The sequence below is a fragment of the Bacillus sp. F9_6S_D1_P_5 genome, assembly GCF_054823925.1.
In genome coordinates this window covers 35,781-54,689 of the sequence record NZ_JBTREW010000014.1, presented here as the reverse complement: position 1 = coordinate 54,689, position 18,909 = coordinate 35,781, and the positions used below count along the sequence as shown (strand labels likewise).

The 18,909-nt window shown below is 35.0% G+C and carries 23 protein-coding genes, 2 pseudogenes and 2 riboswitches; of the genes and pseudogenes, 10 read left to right on the top strand and 15 right to left on the bottom strand.

Going from position 1 to position 18,909, the window contains the following annotated elements; all coding sequences use genetic code 11:
- Positions 1 to 60 precede the first annotated feature (60 nt).
- Positions 61 to 516, bottom strand: coding sequence for an RDD family protein (locus ACUXEY_RS18035; RefSeq protein ID WP_461301265.1), 456 nt, complete (start codon positions 514 to 516; stop codon positions 61 to 63).
- Positions 517 to 648: 132 nt separating this feature from the next.
- On the opposite strand from ACUXEY_RS18035, the gene ACUXEY_RS18030 reads away from it, so the two are divergent.
- Positions 649 to 1,080: a DUF3997 domain-containing protein gene (locus ACUXEY_RS18030; RefSeq protein WP_151632861.1), complete on the top strand. Its 432-nt coding sequence runs from the start codon at positions 649 to 651 to the stop codon at positions 1,078 to 1,080.
- Positions 1,081 to 1,126: 46 nt separating this feature from the next.
- On the opposite strand, the gene ACUXEY_RS18025 is transcribed toward ACUXEY_RS18030, so the two are convergent.
- Positions 1,127 to 1,891: a hypothetical protein gene (locus ACUXEY_RS18025; RefSeq protein WP_166701936.1), complete on the bottom strand. Its 765-nt coding sequence runs from the start codon at positions 1,889 to 1,891 to the stop codon at positions 1,127 to 1,129.
- A gap of 37 nt (positions 1,892 to 1,928) precedes the next feature.
- Entirely contained in the window at positions 1,929 to 2,657 is a 729-nt protein-coding gene (locus tag ACUXEY_RS18020) for a DUF4184 family protein (RefSeq protein ID WP_429599728.1), read from the bottom strand.
- A gap of 148 nt (positions 2,658 to 2,805) precedes the next feature.
- On the opposite strand from ACUXEY_RS18020, the pseudogene ACUXEY_RS18015 reads away from it, so the two are divergent.
- Together ACUXEY_RS18015 and ACUXEY_RS18010 are read left to right on the top strand one after the other, a co-directional pair.
- Positions 2,806 to 3,074 (top strand): annotated as a pseudogene (locus ACUXEY_RS18015) (hypothetical protein).
- A 10-nt stretch (positions 3,075 to 3,084) separates the two neighbouring features.
- Entirely contained in the window at positions 3,085 to 3,837 is a 753-nt protein-coding gene (locus ACUXEY_RS18010) for an AAA family ATPase (protein WP_461301264.1), read from the top strand.
- A gap of 29 nt (positions 3,838 to 3,866) precedes the next feature.
- On the opposite strand, the gene ACUXEY_RS18005 is transcribed toward ACUXEY_RS18010, so the two are convergent.
- The 3 genes from ACUXEY_RS18005 to ACUXEY_RS17995 form a co-directional block, all read right to left on the bottom strand.
- Positions 3,867 to 5,042: an acetyl-CoA C-acetyltransferase gene (locus tag ACUXEY_RS18005; RefSeq protein WP_002194058.1), complete on the bottom strand. Its 1,176-nt coding sequence runs from the start codon at positions 5,040 to 5,042 to the stop codon at positions 3,867 to 3,869.
- A 139-nt stretch (positions 5,043 to 5,181) separates the two neighbouring features.
- Positions 5,182 to 5,631, bottom strand: coding sequence for an NUDIX hydrolase (locus ACUXEY_RS18000; RefSeq protein WP_341077241.1), 450 nt, complete (start codon positions 5,629 to 5,631; stop codon positions 5,182 to 5,184).
- Between the two features lie 111 nt (positions 5,632 to 5,742).
- Positions 5,743 to 6,036 carry a DUF3928 family protein gene (locus ACUXEY_RS17995; RefSeq protein WP_098344946.1) on the bottom strand — a complete coding sequence of 98 codons (294 nt, stop codon included), beginning with the start codon at positions 6,034 to 6,036 and terminating at the stop codon, positions 5,743 to 5,745.
- Positions 6,037 to 6,196: 160 nt separating this feature from the next.
- Between ACUXEY_RS17995 and ACUXEY_RS17990 the strand changes: the two genes are divergently transcribed.
- Positions 6,197 to 6,814: an ImmA/IrrE family metallo-endopeptidase gene (locus ACUXEY_RS17990; RefSeq protein WP_098344945.1), complete on the top strand. Its 618-nt coding sequence runs from the start codon at positions 6,197 to 6,199 to the stop codon at positions 6,812 to 6,814.
- Between the two features lie 42 nt (positions 6,815 to 6,856).
- Here ACUXEY_RS17990 and ACUXEY_RS17985 read toward each other — a convergent pair.
- The 5 genes and pseudogenes from ACUXEY_RS17985 to ACUXEY_RS17965 form a co-directional block, all read right to left on the bottom strand.
- Positions 6,857 to 7,078, bottom strand: a pseudogene (locus ACUXEY_RS17985) (DNA-binding protein).
- Between the two features lie 54 nt (positions 7,079 to 7,132).
- Positions 7,133 to 7,798 carry a DUF1129 domain-containing protein gene (locus tag ACUXEY_RS17980; protein WP_461301263.1) on the bottom strand — a complete coding sequence of 222 codons (666 nt, stop codon included), beginning with the start codon at positions 7,796 to 7,798 and terminating at the stop codon, positions 7,133 to 7,135.
- Positions 7,799 to 7,820: 22 nt separating this feature from the next.
- Positions 7,821 to 8,582 carry a DUF1129 domain-containing protein gene (locus ACUXEY_RS17975; protein ID WP_461301262.1) on the bottom strand — a complete coding sequence of 254 codons (762 nt, stop codon included), beginning with the start codon at positions 8,580 to 8,582 and terminating at the stop codon, positions 7,821 to 7,823.
- 14 nt (positions 8,583 to 8,596) lie between these two features.
- Complete coding sequence (locus ACUXEY_RS17970; RefSeq protein WP_461301261.1) at positions 8,597 to 9,364, bottom strand: DUF1129 domain-containing protein; 768 nt, start codon at positions 9,362 to 9,364, stop codon at positions 8,597 to 8,599.
- Positions 9,364 to 9,696, bottom strand: coding sequence for a PadR family transcriptional regulator (locus ACUXEY_RS17965; protein ID WP_327801936.1), 333 nt, complete (start codon positions 9,694 to 9,696; stop codon positions 9,364 to 9,366). The genes ACUXEY_RS17970 and ACUXEY_RS17965 overlap by 1 nt, the downstream gene beginning before the upstream one ends.
- Before the next feature lie 194 nt (positions 9,697 to 9,890).
- Here ACUXEY_RS17965 and ACUXEY_RS17960 point away from each other — a divergent pair, with 194 nt between their 5' ends.
- Positions 9,891 to 10,667 carry a 3-hydroxybutyrate dehydrogenase gene (locus ACUXEY_RS17960; protein WP_461301260.1) on the top strand — a complete coding sequence of 259 codons (777 nt, stop codon included), beginning with the start codon at positions 9,891 to 9,893 and terminating at the stop codon, positions 10,665 to 10,667.
- Between the two features lie 54 nt (positions 10,668 to 10,721).
- Here ACUXEY_RS17960 and ACUXEY_RS17955 read toward each other — a convergent pair whose 3' ends face one another.
- The 4 genes from ACUXEY_RS17955 to ACUXEY_RS17940 all read right to left on the bottom strand — a co-directional run bounded on the left by ACUXEY_RS17955 (position 10,722) and on the right by ACUXEY_RS17940 (position 14,336).
- A complete protein-coding gene (locus ACUXEY_RS17955; RefSeq protein WP_000393345.1) occupies positions 10,722 to 10,859 on the bottom strand; it encodes a YvrJ family protein in 138 nt (45 codons plus the stop codon).
- 69 nt (positions 10,860 to 10,928) lie between these two features.
- Complete coding sequence (mtnA, locus tag ACUXEY_RS17950) at positions 10,929 to 11,990, bottom strand: S-methyl-5-thioribose-1-phosphate isomerase (RefSeq protein ID WP_461301259.1); 1,062 nt, start codon at positions 11,988 to 11,990, stop codon at positions 10,929 to 10,931.
- Positions 11,987 to 13,168 (bottom strand): S-methyl-5-thioribose kinase, encoded by a 1,182-nt coding sequence (gene mtnK, locus ACUXEY_RS17945; protein WP_461301258.1) that lies wholly within the window; start codon positions 13,166 to 13,168, stop codon positions 11,987 to 11,989. The genes mtnA and mtnK overlap by 4 nt, the downstream gene beginning before the upstream one ends.
- Positions 13,169 to 13,259: 91 nt before the next feature.
- Positions 13,260 to 13,401, bottom strand: a riboswitch (SAM riboswitch).
- A gap of 71 nt (positions 13,402 to 13,472) precedes the next feature.
- On the bottom strand, positions 13,473 to 14,336 hold the full coding sequence (locus ACUXEY_RS17940; RefSeq protein WP_461301279.1) for a carbon-nitrogen family hydrolase: 864 nt from the start codon (positions 14,334 to 14,336) through the stop codon (positions 13,473 to 13,475).
- A 14-nt stretch (positions 14,337 to 14,350) separates the two neighbouring features.
- Here ACUXEY_RS17940 and ACUXEY_RS17935 point away from each other — a divergent pair, with 14 nt between their 5' ends.
- The 5 genes from ACUXEY_RS17935 to ACUXEY_RS17915 all read left to right on the top strand — a co-directional run bounded on the left by ACUXEY_RS17935 (position 14,351) and on the right by ACUXEY_RS17915 (position 18,789).
- A complete protein-coding gene (locus ACUXEY_RS17935; RefSeq protein WP_461301257.1) occupies positions 14,351 to 15,529 on the top strand; it encodes an aminotransferase class I/II-fold pyridoxal phosphate-dependent enzyme in 1,179 nt (392 codons plus the stop codon).
- 64 nt (positions 15,530 to 15,593) lie between these two features.
- A riboswitch (SAM riboswitch) is annotated at positions 15,594 to 15,699 on the top strand.
- 64 nt (positions 15,700 to 15,763) lie between these two features.
- Positions 15,764 to 17,008, top strand: coding sequence for a 2,3-diketo-5-methylthiopentyl-1-phosphate enolase (gene mtnW, locus ACUXEY_RS17930; RefSeq protein ID WP_461301256.1), 1,245 nt, complete (start codon positions 15,764 to 15,766; stop codon positions 17,006 to 17,008).
- Entirely contained in the window at positions 17,005 to 17,664 is a 660-nt protein-coding gene (gene mtnX, locus ACUXEY_RS17925) for a 2-hydroxy-3-keto-5-methylthiopentenyl-1-phosphate phosphatase (RefSeq protein WP_000027472.1), read from the top strand. The genes mtnW and mtnX overlap by 4 nt, the downstream gene beginning before the upstream one ends.
- Positions 17,661 to 18,299: a methylthioribulose 1-phosphate dehydratase gene (locus tag ACUXEY_RS17920; RefSeq protein WP_000811317.1), complete on the top strand. Its 639-nt coding sequence runs from the start codon at positions 17,661 to 17,663 to the stop codon at positions 18,297 to 18,299. The genes mtnX and ACUXEY_RS17920 overlap by 4 nt, the downstream gene beginning before the upstream one ends.
- On the top strand, positions 18,277 to 18,789 hold the full coding sequence (locus ACUXEY_RS17915) for a 1,2-dihydroxy-3-keto-5-methylthiopentene dioxygenase (RefSeq protein WP_000057308.1): 513 nt from the start codon (positions 18,277 to 18,279) through the stop codon (positions 18,787 to 18,789). The genes ACUXEY_RS17920 and ACUXEY_RS17915 overlap by 23 nt, the downstream gene beginning before the upstream one ends.
- The last annotated feature ends 120 nt before the right edge of the window (positions 18,790 to 18,909 follow it).

Genomic DNA, 18,909 nt, shown 5'->3' with positions numbered 1-18,909 from the left:
TATTTGTATAACAAAAAAGACCTTCTTATTTTATGTATAAAATAAGAAGGTCTTTTTTCATTATACAAGACTTATTACTTTCGTTTTTGTAATTAAATCCTGAAAACCACAATTATCTTTGCGGAATAACATCATATATACGTTACATAATATCGGAATTCCAAGTAGTAATATGTTCGGTAATAACAATACAAAAAATCGTATCGTTAATGTTTGTATTGTTAACTTTTCACTCTTCAATGAAATTAATTTTATTCTTGTTACCTTTTTACCAAGTGTTACACCGTTCCAAATAAAGGGTACCAAAATAAAATATATCGCCATTAATATAAAAACTACTGCGAGATCATATCTATAATCACCAAAACTAATATTAAAGCGATCAAAAATAGCACTATAATTTCCAGTCATAACAGCTACTACTGCACCATACATAACCGAGATTAAAAACATGTCAATTAGGGAAGCACCTATGCGATTCATTACAAGCGCTGGACGATGCATCTTTAACTTCATTTTTATGTCGACTCCTTCATATCCTTCTTTACCCGTCTCATCGTACCACTTCTAAAAAACATTGTAAACTAGCGTTTCTCTTACTTTTCTTGTACAATGTGTTACAACAGCATTGTAAAGGAGGTTCCCATATTGAAAAAATGGATAATCCTATTCGTCGCATTCCTATTAGCCGGTTGTGCTGGAAATACAAATCATATAACGTATACGATTAACGATGAATACGAACTCATACGTACTTCTGGAAATGCATTTGAGCTTTTTCCTTCGCAAGATGCTGTATATGCCACACAATACATCCCTGCAAAAATTACAGACATTGGTTGGGATGATAAATACATTATCGCAAAACAAACTGAGGAAAAGTCAGATCCGAATAACCCTGACGCAGCAATTGCAAATAAAAAAAGTGAGCATTATTGGATTATTGACGTAAAGCATAATAAACGTTTTGGCCCCTATAATGAAAAGCAATTTAATGAACAAAAAGATGCGTTTAAAATTAAGGTGCCTTTTCAAAGTGTAGATTCATACATAGAAGAACAGAAAAAACAGTCAGCATAGTATTTTAAGTGCTGACTGTTTTTTCTTGCATATATTTAAAAAAAACTTACTCAGAAAGTGAGATATTAAAAGTTTGTGGCTCTTTTACAATATCTTGCGTTTCTGTATCTGCTGCGATGACATTATCTGTTGTAAATTTAATATCCTTTACCTTTTCTTTTCCATCATCAAGTATTAGGCCGATAATACCATCTCTTGTTTCACCAGGCTTATAGTCTTCCCTTGATACATTTTTTGTACCAACGAGCGTATCTTCATCATATAAAAAGTTTTGAGTTGCTACTTTAAAATGTTGTTTATCATTAATCGCAACATCATTCATAGAGAAAAATTGCATATTTTTATTCCCGCTATTTTCCACCTTATATGTAATTTCAACGTAACGAATCGTATCACTAATCTCTGTTCCACTTAGCGATGCATATAACTCCGCATCTTCTTGACTTACTTTATCTCCTAATCTACGCTTTACTTCTTCAGGAGTTAATGCCGTATATACTTTTAATGTATTTTTTGCATCTTTACTCATCTGTGATAAGGAGATTACTTTCACATCTTGTACATGAATTTTCATTGGTGCTACTTCAAATGTTTGATTCACAGAGTGAATCTGTTCTAACTTAAAAGTACCCCAACCTGTTTCTTTCACTTTTTGTCCTACTTTTTTCAGCTCACGCCCGCCGTATTCTTTTGTTTCAGGAATAGATTCTTTCTTCTTTGGTTCAACTTTCTTTTCTTCTTGATGGAAGCAACCACTTAACATAAGAAGAAAACTACATAAAACAAAAATATTTTTCCATGCTTTCATCATATAATTTCTCCTAACACTATCATTCATTAATATTTAATTAGTCCTTTGCTTTGTAAACTATAGAGACAATGAGAAGTCCACAAAACGAACTTGTCAGTCCAGATACTATTATACCCCCTATTTGGAAAATATGAAAATAGGGATCTACGAGCGCGTGAACGACAAATATAAGAAATGCCACAATGATTGCCGAAATCCAATACTTCCTTTTTTTTGAAGCTATCATAATATCTTTCCCTGTTTCATCTTTACACTTCCATAGTACGTACAATAGCAATAATAAACCAACACATGTACTCCCGTGTTGCATATATTTATACACTGGAATACTATGTAATTCTCTTTGTAAAAATGGTATTTTCATAACGAAGTAGCCCGTATTATGAGTAAACGCATCCCAAACGACATGCGTGAGCATACCAAATAAAGCGGAATAGCAAAATACAAAGAAATCCTTCCATGTATGAAGCCCCCACCTCTCATCTACTGCATATGTATAGTAGCCAGCAAATGGACTAGGTAAATGTGTTATAAACGACTTTTTTAAAATGTAATGATACATATATGCGAGCAAAAATACAAGTGGTAAATTTAAATATAAGAATCCAAGCCATGTATGCCCAATAACACCATACGGTCTAAAGTGTAAAAAATATTCAAAATCAGGCGCCATACTCCCTAATATAAGAGCTGTTACTGAAATATAACTAGAATTTCTCTTAGTAAAAGGAAGGATAGCTGCTGGATGCGCAAATGTAAACGGCATGTTTTGACTCCTTTTCATATTTTCAATAGAATAACATCTATCATAACGAGAGAAATAATCTTGATGCAACATTTATTTTCACATTGGAATATGGTAGTTTAAATGATATAATCCACATTAAATATTCAGAAAATAAGGAGGGGTTCACGTGTCATTAACACTTGTCTTTTTTCTTGTTCTGTTTATCTTTTTTTAAGTACATACATTGGCTTCTATCTATGGAAACACTACAAAATTATAAAATATATGCCTGCTCTCGTTGGTTTTATATGTGTTCTATTTATTTTCATATGGAAGAGAATGACTTTCGGCTGGGAAGGCCCTGGCTTTGGTCCACTTCAATATACAATACTATTTGCAAGTTGTCTTCCCCTTGTATTTGCTGCTTTTTTAGAATCAAAATCCGTTATGAATTGAGGTTTATATATTGATTGACGTACCCTTTTTAAAAAATGTCACATTAAAAAAAGAAAATATCCCTAGTTTTTCCGCATATCCTTACTGTCTACCCGCTATCCGAACATTACAATCATTAGCTTTCCACCCAAATGTAACATTCATTATTGGAGAAAACGGAACGGGTAAATCAACATTACTCGAAGCAATTGCAATCGCTTTAGGTTTTAACGCAGAAGGTGGAACGAAAAACTTCCGCTTTAGCACAAACGATTCACATTCATCTTTACATGAATACCTTCGAATTTCCAAAAGTTTCAATACACCAAGCGATGGTTTCTTTCTTCGTGCTGAATCATTTTATAACGTCGCTTCTTATATTGATGAAATGGATGCCGATCCATACGCACGTGGAAATCCAGTTATTGACTCATATGGTGGCACCTCACTACACAACCAATCACACGGTGAATCATTTTTCTCCTTATTTATGAATCGTTTTTCAGGACAAGGTTTATACATTTTAGATGAGCCTGAGGCAGCTTTATCACCAATGAGACAACTTTCCATGCTCATTCGAATGCACGAACTAGCGGAACAAGGTTCACAATTTGTTATCGCGACGCATTCTCCTATTTTAATGGCTTACCCTGAATCCACTATATACTCTTTAACACAAGAAGGGATTCACGAATCCACATTAGAAGAAACTGAACATTACCAAACGACGAAACTTTTCTTTGAAAATCGCGATCGATTATTTCATCATCTATTTGAATCATAAAAAAAGAAGCAGCAATCGCTGCTTCTTTTTTATAATGCTTCTATAAATAAGGCAACCCCGATGCCGCCACCGACACATAAAGAAGCAATACCTTTTTCTAATCCACGTCTTTTTAATTCGTGAATTAAACTTACCGTGATACGGGCGCCTGTACAACCGATTGGATGTCCAAGTCCTACACCACTACCGTTTACATTCACTTTTTCACGATCCAGACCTAATTCTTTCTCTACAGCTAAGTATTGCGCAGCGAAAGCTTCATTAATTTCCAGTAAATCTGCATCTTCTAATGACCAATCTACTTTTTCTAATCCTTTACGAATTGCTGGTGCTGGTCCAATACCCATAATTTTCGGATCTACTCCAGCTACTGAATATCCAACAATTCTAGCTAACGGTTGTAAGCCTTTTTCTTTCGCTTTTTCTTCGCTCATTAATACTAAAACTGCGCTTCCGTCATTCAGGCCAGATGCATTTCCTGCGGTTACTGATCCGTCTTTACGGAAAGCTGGTTTTAATCCTGCTAATTTTTCTGCTGTAATATCAGCACGTGGATGTTCATCCTTTGAAAATACTACTTCTTTTCTACGTTCTTTTATCGTAATAGGAACAATTTGATCGTCAAAGTATCCAGACTCGATTGCCTTCAGTGCCAATGTATGACTGCGAAGAGCAACTTCATCTTGTTCCTCTCTTGTAATTTCATATTGTTCAACTAAATTTTCCGCTGTTTCCCCCATCATAATATGATGAATCGGATCTTCTAACACTTCCCACACCGTATCACGAATTTCTCCGTGCTGTAGACGTTGTCCCCAGCGGTGTTGTTTCAATGCATAAGGGCTTGAACTCATTGCTTCTACTCCACCTGCAATAACAACATCACTTACACCTAATTGAATTTGCATTGCAGCTGACATAATTGCTTGCATACCTGAAGAACATTGGCGTTGGATTGTATACCCTGTAACTGTGTCAGGAAATCCTGCCGCTAATGCAGCTGTTCTTGCCGTATTTGCTTCATCAGTTCTTTGAATACAATGACCTAAAATCACTTCATCAACTTCGTGTGGTTCTACCCCGCCTCGTTTTACAGCTTCCTGAAGTACAGGAACAGCTAATTCTACTGGCGTTACATTTTTTAGCGCTCCCCCAAAAGTTCCAATTGGCGAACGAACTGCAGCTGTAATAACAACATTATGCATTTTGCACTTGCCCCTCTCTTATGTACCCTAGTCAGTTTTTAGGTGAAATTCCATAAGATGTATGTCTACAACTATCATACTATAAACATACTAAAAAATCAAAATATTTAATATAATAAAAATAGAAGGAATTAACCTTCTATTCTGTTAATGCATATAAAAATTTTTGTAAAATTTTCTCTGTCGTTTCATTCAATTTTGGTAACTTATCTACTGGAAAATATTGAAGCTTTAATCCCTCATGATCAAGTTTTAATTCTCCACTCACATGATGCCCCTGATACAGATGAATGACATTAAAAATTTCATCCCCATTAGGATAACGGAAATATACTTCTTTTCCCGATAAGACACCAAGAAATTGCATAATTTTTGCTTGTAGCCCCGTCTCTTCGAATAATTCTCGGCGAGCAGTTTCTTCCGTCGTTTCTCCTAGTTCCATCGCGCCGCCAGGTACACCCCAATCATATGTATCCGAACGATATTGAAGCAATACTTCTTGATTATCATTTAATATAATTATTGCTGACCCAACGAGAATAAGTGGCCTTGTCCCAACGACTTTGCGTAACTCTTCAATATACCCCAATATGTAAACTCTCCTTTCCTCACCCTCCCTTATCATAACAAAATTTTTCTCCTTTTGTTGATGTAATTTCCAAGAAAAAAAAGGAAGTTTTCGCTTCCTTTTTTCCCATTTCTATTTCTTAAAACTTTCATATTTTACAGCTTCAAAAGCTTCTTCAATTTCATCATTACGATAATGGACGTATGTAAAACGCCCTAATTCTACTAATCTTGCTATTTCTTGTAACGCTTTCTGTTGCTCATATGTTTCTGCCAGCTTAATATGTACATAAAACTTCATCAACGGATGTTCATATAAAGGTTCTCCCACCTCAACATATACATCTTCAACCCCTTGCACAACTCTTACATAACTTGCAAATTGATAAAGAGCTTCTCTGTCTGAAACGATTTTTAATGTATACATATATTCTCCCCCTTTTCTTTACTATATCAAAAAGATGATCACACTACGTTATAGAACTATGAAATTTTTTCGACTTGTAATAAACAAGGCTTTTATCCATACATAGGGTCTTTTCCCAACATATATTATAGGAAGAATTTTTTCAGTTGAGGTGTTCCTTATGGATCCATACGTCAATATATGTATTTGCATTACTCCAGGCGCCAATATTTCTGATGACCGTATCGCAAAAGATTTAGCAGTTGCAGAGTCAATCTGGCACCCGATTACATTTCAAATTAAAGAAGTAATTATTTTAAATGAACTTTTCCGTTTTTCTGACCGTGAAATTAGTTATAAAAACTCTATTCAAAGTCAGGAAAAATTATCATCCTTTTTCCAAACATGTGTAAATGAAGCTCCTGAATGCGACCTTTACATTTGTTATATTGGCAGTGATTATTTCAAAGAAACAGCCGTAATTGCCTGCGCTTATTCTTTAGCAAAACAACAGCAACTTACTGGTTATATCGTGTTAACAAATTCAGCTGCTCCTATGAAAAATATATATACACTCGCTCACGAAATCGGTCATATTTTATTTACAAGACGTGTTCACGGAAAGCTTACTCACGCAGATCCTCATTCCCCAATTGGCTCAGAGCACCATCCTTCTCCAACAAATCTTATGTATCCGATAGTCCCGCGCCCTGAAAATGTCCATATTCAATCCCTATTAACGAACGAACAAAAAGCACTCTCTTTACAAAGTTCTTTATTACAAAGAAAAAAACAGTAACAATCTTGTTACTGTTTAAAACAAATTATTCCAATCCATAAACTAAAGCCCGGCTGCTAGAAATAAAAATAAGCAACTAAATATAAACGTAATCCCTCTAAAAATCCCTATATAATATTTCTTTGGAAATAATTTTTTGCATATCCAAAGCAGCCCTTTTCCTATTAAACCGAAGAACAAAATATATCGTGATGTTTAAAATATTCATTATGCTCTTTTGGTGAAGGCAATATAAATTCCTAAAGTCATTAATCCTAGAAACATAATAGTTAATATACATATATGCTCATCCTCTTCTATTATTTCTAGAATTTCTCATTAGAAAAATACTCTTACTAGTTGTTCAACCATCACTATCATAAAAACCGGAACTCCTAACACAAACAAACCAACCCAACCAAAAGACCGAACATTCACAATCGTTGTTATCACTAGTAGAACTCCTCCCATTAAATATCTTCCTAATTGAGGGAGTTCATAAACAGGGAAACTATACCAATCTTTTAAAAACATTATTAATACTGGTAAATAAGTAAGTATTACTGCTCCAAATAGCAGTAAGCTCTTTTTCAACATATTCCTTTGAAAACTAGCACCTCTTAAAAATAATATCCCTCCCACAATCATTAACACTAAGATAATCGGATATCCAATTAACCCTATTAAAGAAATGGTATAAGGCTCATTTAAATTTCGAAATAAAAGATCTGGAACAGTCCAATAGCATAATATACTCATAATAGCTGTAGCTAGCCACCCTAAATTCCGTTTATAATCAACTTGCATTTCTTTTACAAGTTGATTTGCATATTCCTTTGGTGAATCACTAAATATATCCTCTACACTCTTACCCCTTTTTTCACCTTCAGTTAAATGCAATTCTGCATCTTCTAAAATGGATTCAATATCTTTTTCACTTATCCCCTTTGCTGTTAAATAAGTACCTGTATTTGCAAGGAAATCTCGTGATTCTTGAGAAAGCATCGCATTTCCTCCTTCCAAACTACTAGCTTGCAGTTTTTTTTCCCTCATTTTTGAAAGACCAACGCATTAATACATATAAACTTCCGTACAGAAGTAAAGATTCTAACATCCCCCAGTATGGACTTTTCTCTCCCAATCCTTTAAATACAAACATAATGAATAGCGGTACGATAACAGCTAATATTCCAATCCATCCAAGTATGTACGCTTCACCAATTAACAACACTAATAAGACAATTCCAGCTAATATATAACTTTGCATAGTAGTTAATTGCAATACAGGTGTCCCATACCACTTATTCATAAACATTAATAATACTAGTAATAAAATCGGTAGCAAAGATGCTACATAAAGAATGCCAAATTCTATTATTTTACTCTTAAATGACGACATTTTAAAAGCACATATAATTCCTACAATCGTAATCATTAAAACAATTGGGTATCCAATCAATTGTACATTTGTTAATGTAAATTCATGATTTGGACTTTGAAATAAGATATTTGTAAGTAACCAATATCCGCCTATCCCAATTATCATCCCTAGAATACTCTTTATACTCCCGCCTTTATCCTTTTCCATCTCTTTCGCTAATTCTTCCGCATATTCTTTTGGTGAATCACCGAATATATCGCTTACCGTCTTTCCGTCTTTCTCACCTTCTATTAAATGAAGTTCTGCATCCTCTATAAAAGTGTCTACATCATCTTCTTTCATTCCTTTTGTTATTAAATACACTTTCGTATCAATTAAAAACTTTTCTCCTTCTTTAGAAATCTGCATGTTAACCCCCTCCCTCATTTAACCGTCTCTCTTCTATTCGTCTTCATCATAATTTCAAGGAAAATTAAAATAAACAAACTTCCGTATAAACATATAATTTGAAATAACATTGGCACGAGATCTTCTGATGTAAATGTTTTAAACAGTAACATAATCGAAAGTGGAATAATTAAATATAAGTTTTTAAACCATCCATCAAAATACATATTTACCGCTACTGTAATGATAAAAATACCACCAGCTAATAAATAACTTTGCATTTGAGTGAATATAAACATTTTTGTAGGATATATCACATCTAATATCGTAACAACTCCTATTAAAAACATTGGCGCAATCATAACTAAAAACCACATAGAAAACCACGTTTTTGTAAAGCTTGTTACGAAGATCATTTTACGAAGTAGAAAATTAGGACCCATAACACCTAAAATCAATGACAAACTATACCCAACGCACTGAATAAGTGACATCTGTAATAATCCGTTATTCACTATTAGGATAAAAGCAATAATCCAAAACGATACGATATTCATTACTGTAAAACCAATTTGCTTCCACGTTTCCTGTCTATCCCTTTCCATTACTTTTGCAAGTTCATTTGCATATTCTTTCGGTGAACTTCCGAAAATATCTTCTACATTCTTCCCATCACTCTCACCCTCGATTAAATGAAGTTCTGCATCTTCTATAAAATTTTCAATATCGCTTTCTTTCACGCCCTTTGCCGTTAAAAATAATCTCATATCTAATAAAAATTTTCGTGCTTCACTTGATAGCATTATTTTTTTCTCCCCTTCCCTTCAAGTAGACGCTCTACACTACTTTGCATCGCTTCCCAGCGACCCATAAATTCATTAAGTGCTTCCTCGCCTTTTTCTGTTAATGTATAATATTTTCGCTTTGGACCAGATGGAGATTCCTTCATTACACTTGTTATTAATCCTTCCTTTTGCATTCGTATTAATAACGGATAAATACTTCCCTCACTCGCCATTGTAAAGCCATACTTTGCTAGCTTTTCACTCATTTCATAACCGTATATTTCACCTTCAGAAATAATAGCAAGTAAGCATCCTTCTAAAATTCCTTTCAGCATTTGACTTGTCGACATAATTTAAATCCTCCTACTATCTTGTTTTACAAGATAGATAAGCGTAAGTATCTTGCTTTACAAAATAGTATAGCAGAGACTATTTTGCAAAACAAGATAGCTAATAATTTTTTCCAAATCTTTGCAGGATTTTTAATATCCCCCCTCTAAATAGAGCAATATGAGAACTTTATTAGGAAGGGATGTTTTTCATCATGGTTACAAATCGAGTTATTTTTTTAACAGGCGCTGCAAGTGGTATTGGTTATGAAATGGGAAATGCTTTTGCAAAAGAAGGTGCAAAAGTTGTTATTACCGATCGTCTTGAAGAACGGGCAAAAGAAGCTGCTGAACAATTACAAAAAGAAGGCTACCAAGCTATTGGTTTGAAATGTGATGTTACATCTGAAGAAGAAATTACAGCTGCAATATCTCAAACAGTTAATCATTTCGGTTCATTACATATATTAATTAACAACGCAGGAATGCAACACGTTTCACCAATTGAAGATTTTCCAACTGAAAAGTTCGAATTACTTATTAAAATTATGCAAATCGCCCCTTTTATCGCAATGAAGCATGCTTTCCCGATCATGAAAAAGCAAATGTATGGTCGTATTATTAATGTCGCCTCCATTAATGGTCTCGTTGGATTTGCAGGGAAATCCGCCTACAATAGCGCAAAACATGGCGTAATTGGATTAACAAAAGTTGCCGCTTTAGAAGGCGCTACTCATGGAATTACCGTTAACGCCCTTTGTCCTGGTTATGTCGATACCCCTCTCGTACGTAATCAACTACAAGATTTAGCTACGACACGAAACGTACCACTTGAAAATGTTTTAGAGGATATCATTTATCCACTTGTACCACAAAAACGCTTATTACAAGTACAAGAAATCGCGGATTATGCTATATTTTTAGCGAGCGAAAAAGCGAAAGGTATAACCGGTCAAGCTGTCGTTATCGATGGTGGTTATACTGCTCAATAAAAAATAAAGTTTGCTCACGAAGAGCAAACTTTATTTTTTATCGCTAGGACCTTCCTACTTTAGTAATTGTTTAGGGAGTTTTTCGATTGCAACAATTACCCCATCTAATTTACTTTCGATACGGTGGAGTAAATATAATGTTACAACAATCGGAAATCCTACATTACCTACCATCCTGATCCACTCTTCCATCTTTTACGCCTCCTTTCATTATATAAATAAGAGAAAAGAAAACATTTAGGCATAAAAAAAGACAAGCCATTATGTATTAGCTTGTCTTTCAAATAATGATGCAATTTCCTGTTTATAATTTCCTCGTATAATACCTTTCTCAGTAATAATACCTGTAATTAATTCGTTTGGTGTTACGTCAAATGCAGGATTATAAACAGTAGTTCCAATTGGTGCCACTTGTTTCCCAAAAATTTTCGTAACTTCTGTTTCGTCTCTTTCTTCAATAACTATTTCAGCGCCTGTTTGTTTCGGAATATCAAATGTCGATAGCGGAGCTGCAACGTAGAACGGGATATCGAAATACTTTGCTAATATTGCTAAATTCATTGTTCCGATTTTATTTGCCGTATCTCCATTTGCGACAATTCGGTCCGCTCCTACAATAATCGCGTTTATTTCCTTCGTTTGAATAGCATGCGCTGCTGTATTATCTGTAATAAGAGTTACATCAATATTGGCCTGTTTCAATTCCCAAGTCGTTAAACGCCCGCCTTGTAAAACCGGTCTCGTTTCACACGCATACGCATGTAACCGTACACCTTTTTCTTTCCCAATATAAAACGGCGCTAATGCAGTACCATATCTAGCAGTTGCGATACTGCCAGCGTTACAAATTGTTAAAATGTTATCACCGTCTTTAAAACATGATAATGCATGTTCTCCAATACTCCGGCATACCGCTTCATCTTCTTGTTGAATGCGAAGCGCTTCTTCTTCTAATATTTTTTGTGCTTCTTTTATTGTAGTAATTTCTCGAATCGATTCTCTCATGCGATCGATTGCCCAAAATAAATTGACTGCTGTCGGGCGTGACGTTCCTAAATAATTACAATCTCTATTAAACTTCTTTTGAAATTCTTCAATATGTAAAGCAGTATATTTTTTTGATGCAAGCGCCAAGCCAAATGCAGCTACAATTCCAATTGCAGGTGCTCCTCGTACTTCTAGCATAACAATACTTTTCCATACCTCTTCAATCGTCGTTAATGTTTTGTATTCTGTACTATGCGGTAACTTTGTTTGATTTAATACTGCAATGGCATCACCTTTCCAACTGACAGACCTCGGAATAGTAACAATTGTACTCATGCTTTTACCCCTCCAGAAACTGTCTGTTGAAATAATGTTCGGAACAGTTGAATATCAGCGTTCTTAGATTCATATTTTATTAGTTCTTTACCTAAAGATAGCGCTTGTTTCTTCGCTTCAATTCTCGTTTCTTTATTCGCTATTTCATCTAAATCCGCTACATGCGCTAATCCAATTGTTCTGCGGATAAGCTCACATCCAGCGAATCCAACGGCATCCGTAAAAATATTTTGCAAAATAATCGGCAACCATTGTTTCTCTTTCGTATATGCTTCTACACCTTCTCCAATCCATAACTTCGTAAAAGCTTCTACAAAATAACTCCATGTTTTCTCAATATGGAAAAATAGCACATTTCTTTTTTCCTCTTCACGTGATAACGCATTTAATAATAAATTTGCAATAAATTGACCAAGATCAAATCCAAATGGGCCATATGTTGCAAATTCCGGATCAATCACTTTCGTTTCAGAAGGCGATGAAAAAATACTACCAGTATGTAAATCACCATGAATAAGCGCTTCTTTTCTCGTTAAAAATTTATATTTATACTGTGCGACTTTTAACTTTAAAGTTTTATCACTCCACAATTCATCAACCGCTAGTTGTAACTCTGGCTCATAATCATTCGTATCGTAATGACCGAACGGATCTGTAAACACTAAATCCTCTGTAATTTTGCAAAGGTCTGGGTTTACAAATGTACCTTCTAGTACTCTTTTCTCTTCTGACTCTAATCCAAAATCTGAAGTATAAAATAAAACATGTGCTAGAAAACGACCAATATGTTGGGATAAAAGTGGATACTCTTCTCCATCTATTAATCCTTTTCTAGCAATTGTTAGCCTTGATAAGTCTTCTATTACTGTTACTGCTAACTCTTCATCATGACTGTACACTACCGGCACGTATTCCGGCACATACTTCGCAAAAATTTGTAATGCTTTACTTTCAATCGTCGCCCTTTTTATAGATAACGGCCAGCTCTCACCAACTACTTTCGCATATGGCAATGCTTGTTTTATTATAATAGACTTCTCTCCATCACCTAATTTGAACACGTAATTTAAATTTCCATCTCCAATTTCATGACAAACTACATTTGCTTTCTTTTCAAAATAACCGTTTTCTTTCGCATATTGTATAGCTGTCGTTTCAGTCAATGAATAATATCCCATCGTCTTCTCCCCCTTTTTTTAATTCAGAGGTTTTTCTAACACAGAAAAACCTCTTTCCACTAAGAAAGAGGTTTGAAGTTTATCTTCTCCCCTCTTATCTGCCAGAAAGTAAACTTTCTGCTGGAATTAGCACCGTGCCTTTTGGCGTAAATAAACGCCCCATTTTACAATGGTATTACGGTCGGTTGCTGGGCTTCATCGGGCCAAATCCCTCCACCTGCTCTTGATAAGAGTTGTATAATTTTTTGAATTTTTAACTTTATGTTGAAGACTATACCAAGAATAAAAATCACTTGTCAACATTTTATTTATATAATTCTGGACGACGATCTGCAAAAACGGGAATTCCTTTGCGTACTTCATTAATTTTCTCCAAATGAAGCTCTCCAAATAAAATGGATTCTTCTTCATTCGCTTCTACAACAACTTCTCCCCAAGGATCGACAATTAAAGAGTGACCAGCAAACTCATTATTCGGATCCTTTCCTGCCCTATTACATGCGACAACATAACATTGATTTTCAACTGCTCTTGCTTGCAATAGTAAACGCCAATGTGCTAAACGAACTAATGGCCATTCTGCTACAACAAATAAAACCTTTGCACCTTTAGCAGTATGAACGCGCATCCATTCTGGAAAACGAATGTCATAACAAATTGTGCCGGCACACTCTACATCATCTAGCTTAAATTCACCTGTACTATTTCCAGCTATTAAATATTTATGTTCATCCATAAGCTGAAATAAATGTACTTTACTATATTCATTGACTAGTTCTCCTTCCTTGTTTACAACATACATTGTATTTGTAACACCTTGTTTTGTTTGCTTCGCTATGGAACCACCGACAATATGTACACCATATTGTTTCGACCATTCTTTCAACTTTTCTTTCGTTTCCAATCCATCCCTATCTGCAATTTCAGAGAGTCTCGTTAAATCATATCCTGTTGTCCATAGCTCTGGTAAGACAATAACATCTGGTCTTTCTTTCATCGCTTCGCTTATTTTATTTTTAGCATTCTCAATATTTTTTTCTACATCTCCAAAGACAATATCCATTTGAATACATGCGACTTTCATTTTGTCAGCCCCATTCATAATTTTTTCTTTACAAAATACTGGAAAGATTATATCATTTGTCACTAGAATTGTAACAACTTTCAAAAGAGGTGGAAAGTATGAAATTATTTCAACCTTCTGAGATAGTAACATCATTGCCGACACAATTTTTCGCTTCACTTGTTGCAAAAGTTAACAAAGTCGTAGCAGCTGGTCACGATGTTATTAATCTAGGTCAAGGTAATCCAGATCAACCAACACCGCAGCATATCGTAAAAGCTTTACAAGATGCTGCAGAAAAGACCATTCATCATAAATATCCGCCATTTCGCGGACATGAAAGTTTAAAAGAAGCCGTGGCAACATTCTATCAACGTGAATATGATGTAGTAGTAAATCCAAAAACAGAAGTTGCTATTTTGTTTGGCGGAAAGGCTGGATTAGTAGAATTACCAGTTTGCTTTACAAACCCTGGTGATACGATTCTCGTTCCCGATCCAGGCTATCCAGATTATTTATCAGGTGTTGCTTTAGCAAAAGCACAATTTGAAACAATGCCACTACTTGCAGAAAATAATTTTTTACCAGATTATACGAAAATTGATGACTCTATTGCGAAACAAGCAAAATTAATGTTTTTAAACTATCCAAATAATCCTACTGGTGCTACTGCATCAAAAGAATTCTTTGAAGAAACCATTGATTTTGCTAATGAACATAATATATTAGTTGTTCATGATTTTGCTTACGGCGCTATTGGATTTGATGGTCAAAAGCCCGTGAGTTTCTTACAAGCAGACGGTGCCAAGGATACAGGAATTGAAATTTATACTCTATCGAAAACTTTCAATATGGCTGGGTGGCGTATCGCTTTTGCAGTAGGAAATGAAAGTGTCATTGAAACCATTAACTTATTACAAGATCATATGTATGTTAGTATTTTTGGTGCAATTCAAGATGCTGCCCGCGAAGCACTATTAAATTCACAGTCTTGCGTAATAGACCTTGTAAATAGTTACGAATCTCGACGAAACGCTCTTATTTCAGCTTGTCACTCAATTGGTTGGAATGTAGACATTCCAACAGGGTCATTCTTTGCATGGCTTCCTGTTCCGAAAGGATATACCTCTGAGCAATTTTCTAATATTTTACTAGAAAAAGCACACGTTGCAGTTGCTCCTGGTGTTGGATTTGGTGAGCATGGTGAAGGGTATGTCCGCGTTGGTCTCTTGCATACAGAAGATAGATTACGAGAAGCCATTAATCGAATCGATAAATTAAATTTTTTCAAAAAGTAATTGACAACACGAAAAATATCTGACAAAATTCAATTATCTTAAAAATTTAAACATTTCTAAATACTTCTTATCAAGAGCAGGTGGAGGGACGAGCCCGACGAAACCCGGCAACCGATCTACAATTGTAGACACGGTGCTAATTCTCGCAGCATTACGCTGACAGATAAGGAGCTGGTTGTAAAAAAACCTCTCCTTAGCTGAGAGGTTTTTTTATTTAACTAGGAGGTTATAACAATGAGCGGAATTATAGCGACGTATTTAATCCATGATGATTCACATAACTTAGAAAAAAAGGCTGAGCAAATTGCACTCGGTTTAACGATTGGATCTTGGACACATTTGCCACATTTATTGCAAGAACAATTAAAACAACATAAAGGCAACGTCATTCATGTTGAGGAATTACCTGAACATGAACATACCAATTTGTATTTACGTAAAAAAGTAAAACGCGGGATTATTAAAATCGAATACCCTTTATTAAACTTCAGTCCAGACTTACCAGCTATTTTAACAACTACATTCGGAAAGCTATCACTTGATGGCGAAGTAAAATTAATTGACTTAACTTTTTCAGACGAATTAAAAAAACATTTTCCTGGTCCAAAGTTCGGCATAGATGGTATTCGAAACCTTTTACAAGTGTATGAGCGCCCTCTTTTAATGAGTATTTTTAAAGGGATGATTGGACGAAATATTGGGTATTTAAAAACGCAATTACGCGATCAAGCAATTGGTGGTGTAGATATCGTAAAAGATGATGAAATATTATTTGAGAATACATTAACTCCACTTACGAAACGCATTGCATCTGGAAAAGAAGTTTTACAATCCGTATATGAAACGTACGGACATAAAACGTTATATGCCGTAAATTTAACAGGACGAACTTTTGATTTAAAAGAAAATGCGAAACGTGCAGTGCAAGCTGGGGCTGATATTCTATTATTTAACGTATTTGCTTACGGACTAGATGTACTACAATCACTTGTAGAAGATGATGAAATCCCAGTTCCTATTATGGCACACCCTGCTGTAAGTGGTGCTTACTCAGCATCCAAGTTATATGGGGTTTCATCTCCATTATTACTCGGCAAGCTACTACGTTACGCTGGCGCTGACTTTTCATTATTCCCATCTCCATATGGGAGTGTTGCGCTCGAAAAAGAAGAAGCTCTTGCCATCTCAAAATATTTAACTGAAGATGACGCATTTTTCAAGAAGAGTTTCTCTGTTCCGTCTGCTGGTATTCACCCTGGTTTCGTTCCCTTTATTGTACGAGATTTTGGTAAAGATGTTGTTATTAATGCTGGCGGCGGGATACACGGACATCCGAATGGGGCGCAGGGCGGCGGGATAGCTTTCCGTACTGCGATTGATGCTACCTTGCAAAATATACCTCTCCATGAAGTAGATGACATAAATTTGCATAGTGCACTACAAATATGGGGAAATCCCTCTCATGAGGTGAAATTATGAGTATTCAAGTATTTTGTGATTTCGATGGCACGATTACAAATAATGATAACATTATGTCCATTATGGAAAAATTCGCACCACCAGAAGCTGAAGAAGTAAAGAATAGAATATTATCACAAGAGCTATCTATTCAAGAAGGCGTTTCTCAATTATTTCAATTAATACCTACTAATCTACACGATGATATTATTCAATTTTTAATAGAGACTGCTGAAATCCGTAGTGGTTTTCATGAATTTATACAATTTGTAAATGAGAATAACATTTCTTTTTATGTTATATCTGGTGGAATGGATTTCTTCGTCTACCCACTCTTACAAGGAACCATTCCAAAAGAGCACATTTACTGTAATGAAACTGATTTTTCAAGTGAATACATTACCGTTAAATGGCCTCACCCTTGTGATCATCATTGTCAAAACCATTGCGGATTATGCAAATCATCTTTAATCCGTAAATTAAGTGATACGAATGACTTCCATATTGTAATTGGAGATTCCATTACTGATTTACAAGCTGCGAAACAAGCAGATAAAGTATTTGCTCGCGACTTCCTTATTACAAAGTGTGAAGAGAATCATATCGCTTACACACCTTTTGAAACATTTCACGATGTTCAATATGCATTAAAACATTTGTTGGAGGTGAAATTATGAAACAACTTTTTCGTCAATGGTATGACTTAAGCGAGATAAAAAAAGAATTAACACTGCGAAATTGGTTTCCTGCAACAAGTGGTAATATTTCTATAAAGGTTAGTCATGAACCACTCACTTTTCTCATTACAGCAAGTGGTAAAGATAAAACAAAAACTACTCCAGATGATTTTCTATTAGTAGATCATCTAGGGGTTCCCGTATTAGAGACTGAGTTACGTCCTTCAGCAGAAACAATATTGCATACACATATTTATAACAATACGAATGCCGGATGCGTACTTCATGTTCATACAACTGATAACAATGTCATCACAAATTTATATAGTGATGCAGTCACCTTTCAAAATCAAGAAATTATTAAAGCCCTCGATATTTGGGAAGAAGGCGCAACAATTAACATTCCTATTATCGAAAACCATGCTCATATTCCAACGCTTGGTGAAAACTTCCGAAAGCATATACAAGGTGATTCGGGAGCAGTATTAATCCGTAACCATGGTATTACCGTATGGGGCCGAGATAGCTTTGATGCAAAGAAAAGATTAGAAGCTTATGAGTTTTTATTCCAATTTCATATAAAACTATTATCAATTCAAGGAGGCGTTTCTAATGGCGCAAATTCGTATTCATGAAGTAAATACTCGCATTGAAAATGAAGTGGAAGTATGTAAATTTCTACAAGAGGAAGGTGTTTTATATGAGAAATGGAACATCTCTAAACTTCCTACTCATTTAAGTGAAAATTATTCTTTAACAGATGAAAACAAAGCTGAAATATTAGCTTTGTTTTCAAAGGAAATCGCTGATGTTTCAGCGCGCCGAGGTTATAAAGCACATGATGTAATTTCACTTTCAAATAGCACACCTAACCTTGACGAATTATTAATTAATTTCCAAAAAGAACACCATCATACTGATGATGAAGTTCGCTTTATTGTTAGTGGTCATGGCATCTTCGCCATTGAAGGAAAAGATGGCAAATTCTTTGACGTCGAACTTGAGCCAGGCGATCTCATATCTGTTCCTGAAAATGCAAGACATTATTTTACCTTGCAAGATGATCGTCAAGTTGTAGCTATTCGTATTTTTGTTACAACTGAAGGCTGGGTTCCAATCTATTAAGGTAGTCAGTTGAATAAAAGGTCTTGGATCCCCTTTTCCAACCTTTTATTCACTCTACATATATACATCCTCCTATGGAACAGGCTTATTTCAAAAATGAAATAAGCCTAATTTTTTATG